This window comes from Bartonella sp. TT29SHDZB (genome assembly GCF_042193395.1).
In the GTDB taxonomy this organism is placed as follows: Bacteria; Pseudomonadota; Alphaproteobacteria; order Rhizobiales; family Rhizobiaceae; genus Bartonella.
This window is the reverse complement of record NZ_JBHILQ010000004.1, coordinates 73186-86967: the sequence shown is the minus strand read 5'-3', so window position 1 is coordinate 86967 and position 13782 is coordinate 73186. Positions and strand designations below refer to the sequence as shown.

The 13782-nt window shown below is 39.0% G+C and carries 9 protein-coding genes and 1 pseudogene; 6 read left to right on the top strand and 4 right to left on the bottom strand.

All coding sequences use genetic code 11. The features are described 5' to 3' along the window. Positions 1-1271 precede the first annotated feature (1271 nt). Positions 1272-2062 (top strand): annotated as a pseudogene (locus ACFIJJ_RS03550) (tyrosine-type recombinase/integrase); the annotation flags it as partial. Positions 2063-2969: 907 nt separating this feature from the next. Here ACFIJJ_RS03550 and ACFIJJ_RS03545 read toward each other — a convergent pair. The 3 genes from ACFIJJ_RS03545 to ACFIJJ_RS03535 form a co-directional block, all read right to left on the bottom strand. Continuing rightward, the gene (locus ACFIJJ_RS03545) at positions 2970-3554 is read right to left on the bottom strand and encodes a CarD family transcriptional regulator (protein ID WP_273790499.1); all 585 of its coding nucleotides are present in this window, start codon (positions 3552-3554) and stop codon (positions 2970-2972) included. A 304-nt stretch (positions 3555-3858) separates the two neighbouring features. Next, positions 3859-4200 carry a ferredoxin FdxA gene (gene fdxA / locus ACFIJJ_RS03540; protein ID WP_375622556.1) on the bottom strand — a complete coding sequence of 114 codons (342 nt, stop codon included), beginning with the start codon at positions 4198-4200 and terminating at the stop codon, positions 3859-3861. Between the two features lie 21 nt (positions 4201-4221). Continuing rightward, the gene (locus tag ACFIJJ_RS03535) at positions 4222-5802 is read right to left on the bottom strand and encodes a hypothetical protein (RefSeq protein WP_375645929.1); all 1581 of its coding nucleotides are present in this window, start codon (positions 5800-5802) and stop codon (positions 4222-4224) included. Positions 5803-6375: 573 nt separating this feature from the next. On the opposite strand from ACFIJJ_RS03535, the gene ACFIJJ_RS03530 reads away from it, so the two are divergent. After that, positions 6376-7287 (top strand): RNA polymerase factor sigma-32, encoded by a 912-nt coding sequence (locus ACFIJJ_RS03530; RefSeq protein WP_375645928.1) that lies wholly within the window; start codon positions 6376-6378, stop codon positions 7285-7287. A gap of 309 nt (positions 7288-7596) precedes the next feature. On the opposite strand, the gene ACFIJJ_RS03525 is transcribed toward ACFIJJ_RS03530, so the two are convergent. Then, positions 7597-9171, bottom strand: a complete 1575-nt coding sequence (locus tag ACFIJJ_RS03525) for a M48 family metalloprotease (protein ID WP_375645927.1) — start codon at positions 9169-9171, stop codon at positions 7597-7599. 161 nt (positions 9172-9332) lie between these two features. On the opposite strand from ACFIJJ_RS03525, the gene ACFIJJ_RS03520 reads away from it, so the two are divergent. From ACFIJJ_RS03520 to rimJ, 4 genes are all read left to right on the top strand, one after another. Further along, positions 9333-9968, top strand: a complete 636-nt coding sequence (locus ACFIJJ_RS03520; protein WP_375645926.1) for a thiamine diphosphokinase — start codon at positions 9333-9335, stop codon at positions 9966-9968. A gap of 100 nt (positions 9969-10068) precedes the next feature. Then, a complete protein-coding gene (locus tag ACFIJJ_RS03515) occupies positions 10069-10455 on the top strand; it encodes a hypothetical protein (RefSeq protein WP_375645924.1) in 387 nt (128 codons plus the stop codon). Beyond that, positions 10455-12317: an ABC-F family ATP-binding cassette domain-containing protein gene (locus ACFIJJ_RS03510; protein WP_375645963.1), complete on the top strand. Its 1863-nt coding sequence runs from the start codon at positions 10455-10457 to the stop codon at positions 12315-12317. The genes ACFIJJ_RS03515 and ACFIJJ_RS03510 overlap by 1 nt, the downstream gene beginning before the upstream one ends. A gap of 569 nt (positions 12318-12886) precedes the next feature. Further along, a complete protein-coding gene (rimJ, locus tag ACFIJJ_RS03505) occupies positions 12887-13450 on the top strand; it encodes a ribosomal protein S5-alanine N-acetyltransferase (protein WP_375645923.1) in 564 nt (187 codons plus the stop codon). Positions 13451-13782 lie beyond the last annotated feature (332 nt).

Sequence of the window (13782 nt, the reverse complement as noted above, 5' to 3'; positions counted from 1 at the left end):
CGATGTGGAACAGGGAATGTATCGTGGACGTTCTGTTTTAGTGGTTAAAACTTTAGCGTTTTCTTTCTTTTCCAGAGATCAACTTCTTTTATTTCATTAGTGAATGCATTGGGTAAGATGCGTTTTTCACTTTTTCTTGAGAACATGTGTGGGATAAAGTTTTGCTGTAAAGAAATGATTCTATTGTGGGAGATGATTTTCTTGTTTTCTTGAGAGGCTATAAAGGGCTACTTGTATCAGTGTCTTTTATGATGACTTCGTTAAGAGCTTGGGTATTGATATAAGTTAGCTCAGTAATAGAATCATTTTGTATCGCACTTAATCTTTATTGATTATAGAGAGAATCCTATTAGACCGTAAAATATCGTCGTTTAAGGTGGTTGATCCATGTAAGGCTTTAAGCATACCGGTGTTTTTTATGAGAATATTTAAGGCAATGGTTTGTCTATAGGCTTATATTGTGACATGTGATTCTCCTTAAAAAAATAGAGATCGACATCACATTGATTTATAAAGATCATTTGTTGTTTTGCGCCTTGAATGGAAGGTCTATCGTAGGATTTTCTCATTTCAAATTTCTCTCATGTTGAATCAATGACAATCACTTGCTTTTCGGTCACACGTGGGGCTGGCATGTGGGTGAAAACTCTATAAAAAAGGAAAAATGTTTATAATGAATATTTTCAAATGTAAGAATTGTTGTAACATTGGGGTTAAATGTATGCTGATGCCAGCGCGCTTTCTTATGAGCAGAAAAGAGAAAACCGTTACAAGACAGAAGGTGTACACATTCAATGATCTTTAGTGCTTTTTATGATAAAGGTGCATGAGACTTTTCTATGAATATCACGCTGTCTTTTCATATTTTTGAACTAAGAATTGTCCATATATTTTTCTTATTTTTGTGAATATAAGGGATTTGTTGCGAACAGCTTGTAAAAATAAGTAAACTTAAAACCAAATGTGTTGTGTATGGGGATGAGCAAAGTATTTTATCAAAGTCGGTATGACTTTCCAGTTCATAGCTGGTTTATGAATGATTTTATGGTGGTGCTTATCTAAGTTTATGATTTTTTTTGTTATCTGCTCATCACTAGATAACATATTGATTTATACATATAATTTACTTTTTTCATATTGAATTAGAACCCCGAATAACGTAAGATTCACTCATTTCAAATCTCTCTATCTAAAATTAATCAACACCACTCGTTTGCACGTCACAAGCGGGATGAGTGTGTGGATAAAGTTTGTATAAGAAAGGACTAGAAATGGCTCTTATGAATTGTCTCAAGAGCCAAGGGCTGTCGCACAACACCCACGAGCTGACAAATATAACGATGGTGCCGGCTTGCTTCTTCATCAGCGTAAAAATGGGGGTGCTTAATGGACTTAACGTTATACCATTCCGGGGGCTGCGAAATGGGCTTGGGTGCCTTGAGAGATGTTTCTTTAAAACAAACTCCGTGAATTGGCAACTGGGTGGTGGGCTGTTTTACGTGAGGGGCGTGATCCCATTAAAGAACGTGAGAAACAAAAGCGTGAGGCAATGCGCAATCTCCATTATTTAAAAGATATTGCTTTAGATAGCGTAAAACTGAATTAAAAAGAGATGGTAAAACTTGTGATTGGTTTTCACCCTTACGCCTTTATATTCTCCCCAAATTAGGTTGTCTGCCCGTTTCAGAGATTACGCAAACAGAGATACGCAATACCCTTGCCTCTATTTGGCATGCAAAAGCTGCAACAGCAGATAAAGCACTGAAGCGTCTTAATCTTTGTCTCAAACATGCGGTTGCTTTGGGTTTGGATGTTGATTTACAAGCAACGATAAAAGCATGCGCGCTCTTAAGGCAAACAACGTCATAAAACCACTCATAGACCAGCCATGGATTGGAAAGATGTTCCTGCTTTTTATCAGTTACTCTGTAAAATACAAAACATAACACAACTGGCTTTGCGTTTGCTTATCCTGACAGGCGTTCGTACTAATCCTTTGCGTCATATTCGTGAAGATCAGATTGAAGATGATATATGGACAATTCCTGCTGAGAATATCCAATCTTTAGCGGTTTGTTTGAAACAGAGATTGAGACTTTTAAGAGTTCTATGAATCATTCTAGATTTTATGTGTCCGATTAGAGTAAGAATATTGCGTATATCTCGTAATCTCTGAAATGAGAAATCTCATTTGGGAAAAATATGAAATTGAAAGGGCAATGCTAACGTTCATTTTTATTGTTATTTTTTAAGTTAGCTTTACTGCTTTCAAAAGTATTTGGCATGCCTTTTACAGAATGGAGATGATGGTTTTAGTTCATGCTTTTTTTATCGCGTTCTTTAATGGGGGAATGCTTCTCATGCAAAATAGAGCGCCCACGACAAAATATGCTTATGTTGTACCGTCACGCGTTTTTTTAAAAGGAATATTTTTCAATATTTGTGGCATCCATTTTATGACGGTATTTTTGAATGTTACGATGGTTTTGTAGAAGGGTAAATGGTAAAGTCTCGGGTGTAGTGTATAAACGGCACTATGATCTTTACGCTTAATGAAAAAGCAAGCCAGCAGCCTTACACATTTTGCCAGATTCCAATGTTGGTATATCCTTTGGTGCTTGAGATGGTTCTACTAGCTCTTTTTGTACAGTTTTTACCCACAGATCAGCTCCGCTTGTGATTGACAAACAAGTAATTTGATTAATTTCAACATGAGAGCAATTTGAAATGAGAAATCTTACCATATTCAAGATTCTAATTTAATATGAATATGCTAGATTATGATGATTAATCAGTTTGTTATTTATGAAGAAAGAAAATGAGGAGGAGGAATTTGTCGAAAAGTTAGATTGTTTATAGATTGGCGTTGGTTAAGAAATTTTGTCCTTAAGGGCAGAGAGGATGTTAAAAAATAAAACCAGCAAAAAGCTGGTTTTACCGAAATATTATTATGATGATGAAAGAGTGTATTATGCAGCGTAGACAGCTTTGCTGTTTTCATCTGTTTCTTCTCTCTCAGTTTTAAACTCGCGTTCCGGCTTGTTGGAGAGATGCATCTCTATGAGATTGATAGCTTCTGTTTCAGAAAGACTATTAATAACTGCAATTTCGCGGGCCATTCTTTCAAGAGCAGCTGTATAAAGTTGGCGCTCAGAGTAAGATTGTTCAGGTTGTAGATTAGAGCGGAAAAGATCACGGACCACTTCGGCGATACAAATAAGATCTCCTGAGTTGATTTTAGCATCATATTCTTGTGCACGACGTGACCACATGGTCCGTTTAACGCGTGCTTTTCCGCGTAAAACTTTTAAGGCACGTTCGACAGAGTCACTAGCAGATAATTTACGCATTCCAACGGAAAGGGCTTTTGCAATGGGGACTTTGACATCCATCTTATCTTTTGCGAAATGAATGACAAAAAGTTTTAATTTATGTCCTGCAACCTCTTGATCTTCAATCGCTATAATTTGTCCTACTCCATGCGTAGGGTAGACGATATATTCAGAGGTTGCGAATTCTTTGGTCTTGGAAGACGTTCCATGTTGGGATGCCATATTTTAGTTTACTCCCTTATGATCAACAAATGTATCGGAAAACAGGTTATAAACCTGAGGGTTGAGTTTTCTTTAACCAAGTATATTGTACCAATTAAGTGAGCATAAAAGTCGAGTACTTTTAAATCCAAAAAAAAATACATCGCTTTACTATAACAAGCAAAGAAAAATACTTAGAAAGATGATCATGTTAAAATAACACTAACATCAAACTTCCAAAGAATCAATCATTTCGCTTAAGGATTTTTTATTTTTACAAGAGAAGTCTTTCAATCGTTGAAGGAGGAGGGTGGGCACTGTATCATTACTCTTCGCCACTTCCTGGATTTTCTGAAAAATACTTTTCTAATTTATTTGGAATGCCATCCATTTCTTCTGCTTGAGGAAGAGGATCTTTTCGAGTGGTTAGATTAGGCCATTTGTTTGCATAATGAAGATTAAGTTCTAACCACTTTTCTAATCCTGGTTCTGTATCAGGTAAAATCGCCTCTGCTGGGCATTCTGGCACACAAACACCACAATCGATGCATTCATCGGGGTGAATAACAAGCATATTTTCCCCTTCATAAAAACAATCAACTGGGCAGACTTCAACGCAATCCGTATATTTGCAGTGAATGCAGTTGTCGGTTACTACGTGGGTCAAGATCAAACTCCATTTGTTACTTTAATTCTCTTTAGAGGAAAGTGGGTGCGTGTTTTTATGATTGGTGAGTTGATCGCGTAGTACAGCTAGTTTCGCAAAAGGTGAATCAGGATTAAGGCGCTTTTCTTTTTGAAAAGGCTTATGATTTGCATGTTTTCCTTGGGATTTGTGGAACTTATGAGAGCGTTTTGCTTGTGATAGTGCTTCTTGAGGGGAATTTTCATTTGTGTGTTCCGCTTTTTTTACAGCGTTCTTCGATTTATTTTGCCACTTATTTCCTAATTTATCACGTTTTTTTTGTGCTTGGTGGTGAAATTGGTGCCTATAATGCCATAATAAAATAACTTTATCTTCTTCTGTAGAGCGAGGGGATTTGGCAAAATTCCCAACAGGTTCAGCTGCTGGTAAACGATTGGTTTTATGGAGATGTTTTTCAATACCAGAGGATAAAGTGTTTGGGTATGAGGTAGTTTTTTCTTCTCGTGTTGTTTCTAAATCGCTTATTGTTTGCCATTGACTTCCAACGCATTCTGCTGCAGGAACATCTTGCATTGCCCCATTGACAGGGGAAGAGGCTTGGTGTGCAAAGAGATTTTGTTCAAAAACACTATTGCTTATGCTGTACGATTGATAACCAAGTCCTTTGAGGATTTCTTCCATATCGTTTCCATTGGCCCCAAGAATGGACATCATGGCTGGTGTAACAAAAAAACTTTTGCCATCATAGGCTCCATCGGGCTTAGGATCACTTCCTTGTTTCCAATGAAGTGCGGGGCGGATGAGATTGGCAAGACGTTCTAAAATATCAATCCGTACAGCACGTTGTCCTAAGATTCGGTAGCCGGCTAATTGATAAAATTGGCGGTTATAGGTAGGGTCAACAATCAAAGAGGTTCGACCAGCAGATAATGCTGAAAAAATTTCACCAAAACCAGTTTGATCTTGTCCCGCATTTTGAAGAGTCCACAGGAGAGTAATGGCTTGAACTGGAGCTGGTTTAAGCATTCCGGCAACATAGATGTGAAAAGCGCCAAAACGCACACCTAGACGCCGAAGCACGGCACGCGATTCTTGCGCAAGACCTTTGACAATGTCTAAGACTTCGCGGCGGGGTAAAATCCCTAAAGAGTTAAAAAGTTGTAAAGCAAGACTGTTTGTTGAATCCGTTAAATTATCAGCATTGCGCAAATCAAACAGGGGTTTTAAAGTCGTTTCAAAATGAAAGGTGACAAAGCGTTCTAATCGCTTCACAACGTTATTGCGGGATTCTCCCGTGAGTTGTTCATCTGCTAAAACAATCAGTTTGGGTTTGAAAAAATCTTCTGTTGCTACAAGTTGTCCTACAGGTTGACCAATCCAGCGCACAATTCCATCAGAACTGAGGGTAAAATCTCCATTTGCACAAGAACAAAAACGGGTCGCGCGTTTGGAAAAAGCAAGAATCAAATTCTCATTATCTGTTGAAATTTGCTTCTCAGCTATTTGATCGGTACTGTTTTTGTTGGCATAAAAACGAAAACCTTCAAATTTACCCCTTCCGTGTTTTTCAATGAGAATATCATCTTGAAGAATCTCATTCTGTTGAACAATCTTGCTATCCATGATCATTTTCTTTCTCAGTGTGACACTGGTCAAAAGCTTTTTGCGACAATTTCATAATGGTGCTCTTTCTTTAACACGTTTGTTACATTTGCTTCAATCACTCTTGTCATTTTTTGCTGTTTCTTTGCGCCTTAAAAACTTGAATGATTCTTTTTTTATTCAGTTTTCATTCAGTTTGGATGCTTTATATTTGCAAGTTACACTTATTAGTTGTATTGTAAAGCTGAAAGCATAAATAAATTCTTCAATTTAAAAGGAAACGGAACCGGTTATCAAAAAACAGCATTTGTTTTGCATGATCACTTTTTTTTGCTGTTTTGTCATGAAAAGTGAAGAGAAAGTTTTTTCAAATATTTCATAGGCTAAAAGGCATAGTGTAAAGGCATTTTACAGGTGAAATTGTGTCTTGTGACAAGAAGTTTTACCATGACAGTAAAAAAAACAATTGCGATTATAAATTTACACGTTAAAGTAGTGGATACAGAAGTTAACAACTTTTGCGTTCTTTTTAAGCGAAGAACAATGATGTCGTTGCCAAATCAATTTTGATAATTTTAATCGCAAGGGGTTATTATGGGTAATCTTTCAAATGCTGTTTATAAAAGCAGCAAAAATTATAGCGATGCAGACAAAAGCTTAGGACGTAATATGATGCGTTCTGCTATGCAAGCACCTTATCTTGAACGACAAAAAGAGCATGATTTGGCTCTGCGGTGGAAAGACAAACGTGATGATGATGCCATGCATCAAATTGCAGCGGCTCATATGCGTTTAGTGATTGCTATTGCTAATCGCTTTAAACGTTTCAAAATGCCATTGGGGGATTTGGTACAAGAAGGGTATGTGGGACTATTGGAAGCTGCTGCACGTTTTGAACCTGATCGGGAAGTGCGTTTCTCAACGTATGCAACGTGGTGGATACGCGCTTCTATTCAAGATTATATTTTGCGAAATTGGTCAATTGTTCGAGGGGGAACCAGTTCTTCGCAAAAAGCACTTTTCTTTAATCTGCGGCGTTTGCGAGCAAAACTAGTGCAAGATGATAGTGCTTTGTCAAAACAGGATATTTTTCGCACAATTGCTGAAAAACTCGGTGTTTCTGTGCGTGATGTTGAAACAATGGATTTTCGTTTTTCCAGTTCTGATAATTCCTTGAGCGTTTCTGTTTCTGAAAACAGCGATAATCCCATTGCTAAAATGGATGTGTTGGTGGATGATAGTCCTCTTCCTGATGCTTTAATTGAGCAAGTGATTGATGGTCAACGGCGTACACAATGGCTTTACGATGCGTTGCAAATTCTCAACGAACGGGAATTGGAAATTATTCGCTTTCGTCGCTTAAATGAAGAGGGGGCGACTCTAGAAGTGCTCGGTGAAAAGTTAGGAATCTCGAAAGAGCGCGTGCGTCAAATTGAAGCTAGGGCTTTGCAAAAATTGCGTTCTGCTCTCCTTACGGTTCATTCAGAAGACGCTTACGATATATAAGCAGTGAAATGCTTTGGGGGGGGGGAGGAAAGAGAATGTATTAAGTGGGGGCATATGAGAATATGATAAAGTCAGTTTTAGGGGGTATTCATATTTGTTTAGGAATATGCCTCCTTGGGGGCGCTACTGATAAACAGAGGAAGATAGGGGGCAGAGTTAGTTGGAGGAAATATGTATCACACGGAGGCCTATAAAGGCATGATGAAGTTGGATTTTAAAGTGTTCCTCTTTATTTTCGAATATGCTTTAAGGGGGAGGGCGTGATACAGATAGAAAAGAATTAAAACTGTAATAGATGGGAAGAAAGGCTTATTCTGTAATAATTTTCACTTTTGCACCTGCGGGTAAAGTTTGCGTTGGTGAGAGGGCGTTGAGAATGCGGAAGAGTTTTTCTTTATATGGTGTGTATTGCATTTTATCTGCAAGATTTGCAACGGTTTCTCCTTGTTTAACACGGACAACACGGATTTTTAAGGGCTGCAATTTTTTTAACTGTGAAGATGAAAGAGAATGAAAGCTTTGTAGCGTTTTTTGGGCAACCTCTGCAAAATTTCGAGAATTATGTGGGGCGGCCGTCAAAAAACGAAAGATGTGGTTGTTGAATGGAATGACAACTACATCAAATTGCCATTGATCATTGGTAGCATGGGCCCGTGCTCCAAGTAAACTTTGGCTTTGGGATTCTTGGCGCATAAATTCTTGATTGGGGAGCCCTTGAATTGTGATGGGGCGGATAGATGATTGGTCTAGCCCGATAATCCAGCCGCTTTTCAAATAATCACTCGCAGATATTTCAGAAGAATGTGGAATAGCGTCAAAACGAATCGCAATTTTATCTGGTCCACTGGCCCAAACAGTGTGTGCTGAATGTTCTATTGTAAAATTGTTTGGAACAGAAAAAGCTATGCGCAATTGTGGGTGAATAAATTGGTTGCCTCGGACAAAACCTGTATAAAAGCCTCCTCCAAAAATTATGCCATCAATGCTTTTGAGAAAAGAATCATGATCGGATATTTTACTATTCTCTTTACTGATTTTACGCGCTTTTTCTATCGCAAGCCGAATGCGTTGAGGGGTGGTTGGGTGAGAGGCTAAAAAATCTAGAGAGGCATTGGTGCCAGAGATATTACGAAAAGCACTATAGGCTTCCATTGTTTGAAGAAAGCGTGGTGAAGCAAATGGATCATATCCTGATTGTTGGAGCATTTCGAGTGCAAGAGAATCAGCTTCCAGCTCTTGATTTCGGGAAAATTGCGCGAGTTGTTGCTTGTTTTGCATAGGGTTATGAAGTTTTTTGCCAATAGAAGAAAGAAGACGTGAAGACATGTGATTGGTCATCTTTAATTGGGCTTCTTTTTGCAGGCGTAAAATGCCATGATTGGCTCTGATATGTGCTATCTCATGGGCTAAAATGGCTGCAACTTCTGAAGAATCATTGGCTAATGCCAGCATACCACGAGTGATGTAGATCGAGCCGTTGGGGAGAGCAAATGCGTTAACAGTTTCTGAGTTTAAAATTGTGACAGAATAGCTTTGATGAGAACTATGTGATGCAACTGCCAGTTTACGGACAATCTTTGCTAAAAGGTGTTCAAGTTTTGCATCATGATAAGCGCCACCATACATTTGCAAAATACGTGGGTGTTGCAGAGCGCTTAATGTGACATAGATATTGTGGTTGTTGGTACGTTTGATCGTTTTAGAAGAAGTGGAAGAAAGCCTTTCATTTTGAGAAAAGGGTGTATGACAAGCGGAAAGGAGAAACGTTAAACTTATGAAAGTTGCTTTATACAAGCACGAGCGAAAAAGAAAATTGCGGTGAAAAATAGGGTGTATTGGATCACGATGCACGTTGTTTCTGCAGTGTAATTTGGCAAATTTCATTTGTATCTTTGTATCGTGTGTTTGTTGTAAGATAAGCTTTAGGGATAAAGATATATCACGGTTATTGTTTATAAAAAAAGGCTCTTATTTATAAAAAGGGTGCTTTAGATTTATAAAAAGGGTGCTTTAGAGAAGAAATTTTGTGAAAGGCAAAGTATGGCATGACAACATTTACGATATTGTTAAATGGCGATGTTTGTATCACTGATCGTTTGCTTAATCAAATTCAAAACAGTCGGGTGATTGCTGCGGATGGTGGTATGCGTCATGCGGCAACGCTTAATGTAACGCCTGAGTTGTGGTTAGGAGATTTTGATTCATCAGATGAGAATTTAATCCGCCAATATAGTCATGTTCCGCGTGAAGTTTTTCCCTCTGATAAAGATATGACAGATAGTGCTCTGGCATGTGAAAGAGCGCTGCAAAAGGGTGCTAAAAAGCTTATTTTATGCGGTGCTTTGGGAGGGGAGCGAAGTGATCATAGCCTTTCTCATATGACGCAAGCGTTGATGATGGCTGAAAGGGGTATTTCAGTGTTGTTGACAAGCGGTTTGGAAGAAGGTTGGCCGGTTTTGTCAAAACCTTGTTCATATGATTTGCCTAAAGGGTGTTTGTTTAGTCTTATCGGTTTTTCTGATTTAAAAAGTTTAACGCTTAAGGGAGTAAAATGGCCAATTTGTGATAAAAATGTGTCATTTGGCTCTTCTTTAACACTTTCTAACCGTATTTGTGGAACCTTTTCTTGCCATTTAGGTTCTGGAAAAGCTATATTGCTAGTGTCTGTACCTATTCCATAAAGCTCTTCCAATATATTTTGAATAAGGCAGGGGGGGGCCTAGTGATGAAGTGCCGACATAAACGATATATGTATTGATCTTGAGAAGGAAAGGTTTTGATATGTTAAAATCAATTTTTAAAGTGGCCGTTGTTGCAGCCATTGGTTTCAGTTCAGTCGCTTGTACTACAAATGATGAACGCGTTGCACGTTACGGCGTAGGAGGAGCAGCAATCGGTGCTTTGGCTGGAACTGCTATTGCTGGAAGTACGCCTGGAGCAGCACTTACCGGTGCAGCATTTGGTGCTTTGGCTGGAACAGTAACAGGTGCAGCTGCAAATCAAAGAAAACAACAAAGACAGGCATCACAATTGTGCACGTATCGTGGTCGTAGAGGGCATGTTTACCAAGCACCTTGTAGACAAAGAGTTCCAGTACGGCAATTGTGTGCTTACCGTGATGCAAGAGGGGTGATGTATCAAGCACCTTGTCCGCGCCGCGTTCGTTAATGGCGGTGCCGCTTCTGCGGCTTGACCGCATTTTCTTAAATTTTGGAAAAACGCCTTTGCTCAATCAAGCTTCTTTATCGGTTGAGCAGGGGGCGCGTATTGCGTTGGTTGGCCGTAATGGTTGTGGAAAATCAACCTTATTAAAAATTGCCGCAGGAATATTAGAGCCTCATGGTGGCGAAATTTTTCGCCACCCGCGAGTAACAATCCGTTATGTCTCACAAAATCCGGATTGTTCAGGATTTGAAGATATTAACGCTTATATGGAAGCAGGGCTGGACGATACATCTGATGTCCAGTGGATCAATACGCTTCGCACAAATTTAGGGTTTTCTGGGGCGGAAAAATTGGAAACGCTTTCGGGAGGCGAAAAGCGGCGTGTTTCACTGTTACGGGCCATTGCTGCAAAACCCGATATTTTGTTCTTAGATGAACCAACCAATCATCTTGATTTACCAACCATTGAATGGCTGGAAGCTGTTTTGGCTTCTTTGCGTTCAGCGATTGTGGTGATTTCCCATGATCGGCGATTTTTAGAAAATGTTACGCGGTCAACGGTATGGCTTGATCGTGGCACAACCAAAAGACTGGAAAAGCGTTTTTCTGAGTTTGAAAATTGGCGTGATAAAGCACTGGAAGAAGAAGCCATCGAACAGCATAAATTGGGGCGCCAAATTGCTCGTGAAGAGCAATGGTTGCGTTATGGCGTGAGCGCACGGCGTAAGCGTAATGTACGGCGCTTAGGCGAATTAAAAGACTTAAGACAGCGTCATCAAACCTATAAAGGGCAGCCGGGAAATGCACTTTTGACAGCAGCGAAAAGTCATGATTCTGGGCAATTGGTGCTTGAAGCAAAGAAAATTTCAAAATCCTATGGTGATCGCATTATCGTGAAAGATTTCTCTTTGCGCATTCAGCGGGGTGATCGAATCGGGTTGGTAGGACCCAATGGTATCGGAAAGACAACGCTCCTTTCTGCATTAATTGGGCAAGAAGCCGTGGATAGTGGAACGGTGAGGCATGGCTATAACCTCTCCATGGCATTGCTTGATCAGCAACGTATTTTAAATGAAGAAGAAACTTTAGCGCATTATTTAACGGGAGGAAGAGGTGATACTCTTGTGATCAATGGGCTGGAGCGGCATGTGGTTTCTTATATGAAAGACTTTTTATTTTCACCGGAACAAGCACGCACTCCCCTTAAAGAATTTTCTGGGGGAGAAAGAGCACGCCTCATGCTTGCACGTCTTCTTTCTCGTCCTGCAAACTTTTTGATTCTTGATGAACCGACCAATGATTTGGATATGGAAACTTTGGATTTGTTGCAAGAATTTATTGCTGATTTTGCGGGGACAGTATTGTTGGTCAGCCATGACAGAGACTTTTTAGATCGTACTGTAACGCATATGTTGGCACCTCAAGGTGATGGTCATTGGGTTTTGTATGCGGGCGGCTATAGTGATATGATGGCGCAAAACCAGCATGCTCTTCGCTTACAACGCAAAAGAACAGAATTATCGCAACGTAAAGCACCTTCAAAAGCTCATACGGGAGAGCTTTCAAAGCAGGACACATCAACAGATGATCGCTTGATAGGGCGGGAGAAAAAAACACGAGATAAATTGTCTTATAAGCAGGTTTATGCATTAGAAAAATTGCCTGAAGAAATTGCTGTTTTGCAGGACGAAATCAAAAAAATTGAGCAAGAACTCTCTGATCCAGCCCTTTATCGCAGTGATAAAGAGCGTTTTGAGCGTTTATCAACAGCGTTGGAAAAAAAGAAAAATACTTGCACACAAAAAGAAGAAGAATGGTTAGAGCTTGAAATTTTACGCGAAGAAATGGAAGCGCGTTCACGGTAATGTTTCAGATATTAAGATCTAAGCATTTTAATTCGTATTGCATCATCGCTTTTCTTTGATTTGTTACAAGAGTTTGTGGCTGATTTAGCGCGAACAGTGTTGTTGACGGGTTATGGCAGAGACTTTTTAGATCGCACTGTAACATATAGCACCTCAAGGTGATGGTCATTGGAATTTGTATACGGGGGTAGTGATATGGTAGCGCAAAACAAGCATGCTCTGAGCTTACAAGGCAAAGAAACAAAACTATCTTTGCCGTGAGTTTTTTCAAAATTTCGTATATGGAAATATGCCAGTTCCATTGCATATTTTGCTCGCTCTTAGTGTTGCTATAGCGCCCCTTGGAATTTGAGAGCATTCATAAGAAACATGCCCTTGTCTTTACCTTATGCTTTAAACATACCACCCCCGCTTATGATGGAAAAGCAAATGATCCTCATTGATTCTAACGTAAGAAGTGTTGTGATGAGGAAAGCTTACTGTATTTGATGTTATAATTTAAGTTTAAAAATGATGATTTTCTAGGATAAATCAACGTGTTATTGTAACATTTCTAGGAGGAGGAAATGATGGCAATTAAAACAAAGCGAACAATTTCCACATTGATCGGTTTAGAAGATGCAGCTGAGCTGTCTTCTTATTACCTCCGTAATGCAAATCATCTGCGTCCTTTTGAACCTGTTAGATCTGATGGTTATCACAGCCTAACAGCTTGGGAAACACGAGCCAATGCATTTGCTTGTGAAAGCGTACAAGGACAAGCATACCGATATGCTGTACGATTAAAAAATGAAAATACAATTATCGGTGTTGTTAACTTTACAAATGTGGTTCGGGGTGTTTTTCAAGCCTGTCATCTTGGTTTTTCTCTTGATGAAAAACAACAAGGAAAAGGTCTTATGTTTGAGAGTTTATCGGCTCTAATACGCCATATCTTTCATGTTTATCATCTACATAGAGTGATGGCAAATTATAGACCTGAGAACATAAAAAGCGAACGTTTATTAAAACGCCTTCATTTTGAAAAAGAAGGCTATGCCAAAGACTATTTGATGATTTCTGGAAAATGGAAAGATCACATTCTAACCTCTCGAATCAATGATCTTTATGAGTCCGTTAATAGATTCGAATAAAGTTTTGTTAAGGGTCTTTTTATCAAATGTGTAAATATGCTGAATTTTTCCCTATCCTAAAAGACTAAGATCTTTAACCACCTCTTCTTTTGTAAACAGTTCAGATTCTCGTTTAGCGGATTTCAACTGCTGACTATTTTCATATGTTTCTTTTCGTAGATAAGAAATTGATTTATCATCATAACTCATTTTTTTAATTTGAAGAGAGTCCTCAATATCGGAAGACTTTCTCACTTCAAATTTATTGATGTTTAATCATAAAAACACCTCTCTTGCACATCACAAACTGAGTTGGCATAGATTGGCATACAAGTGAGGGTTTATGTGGATAA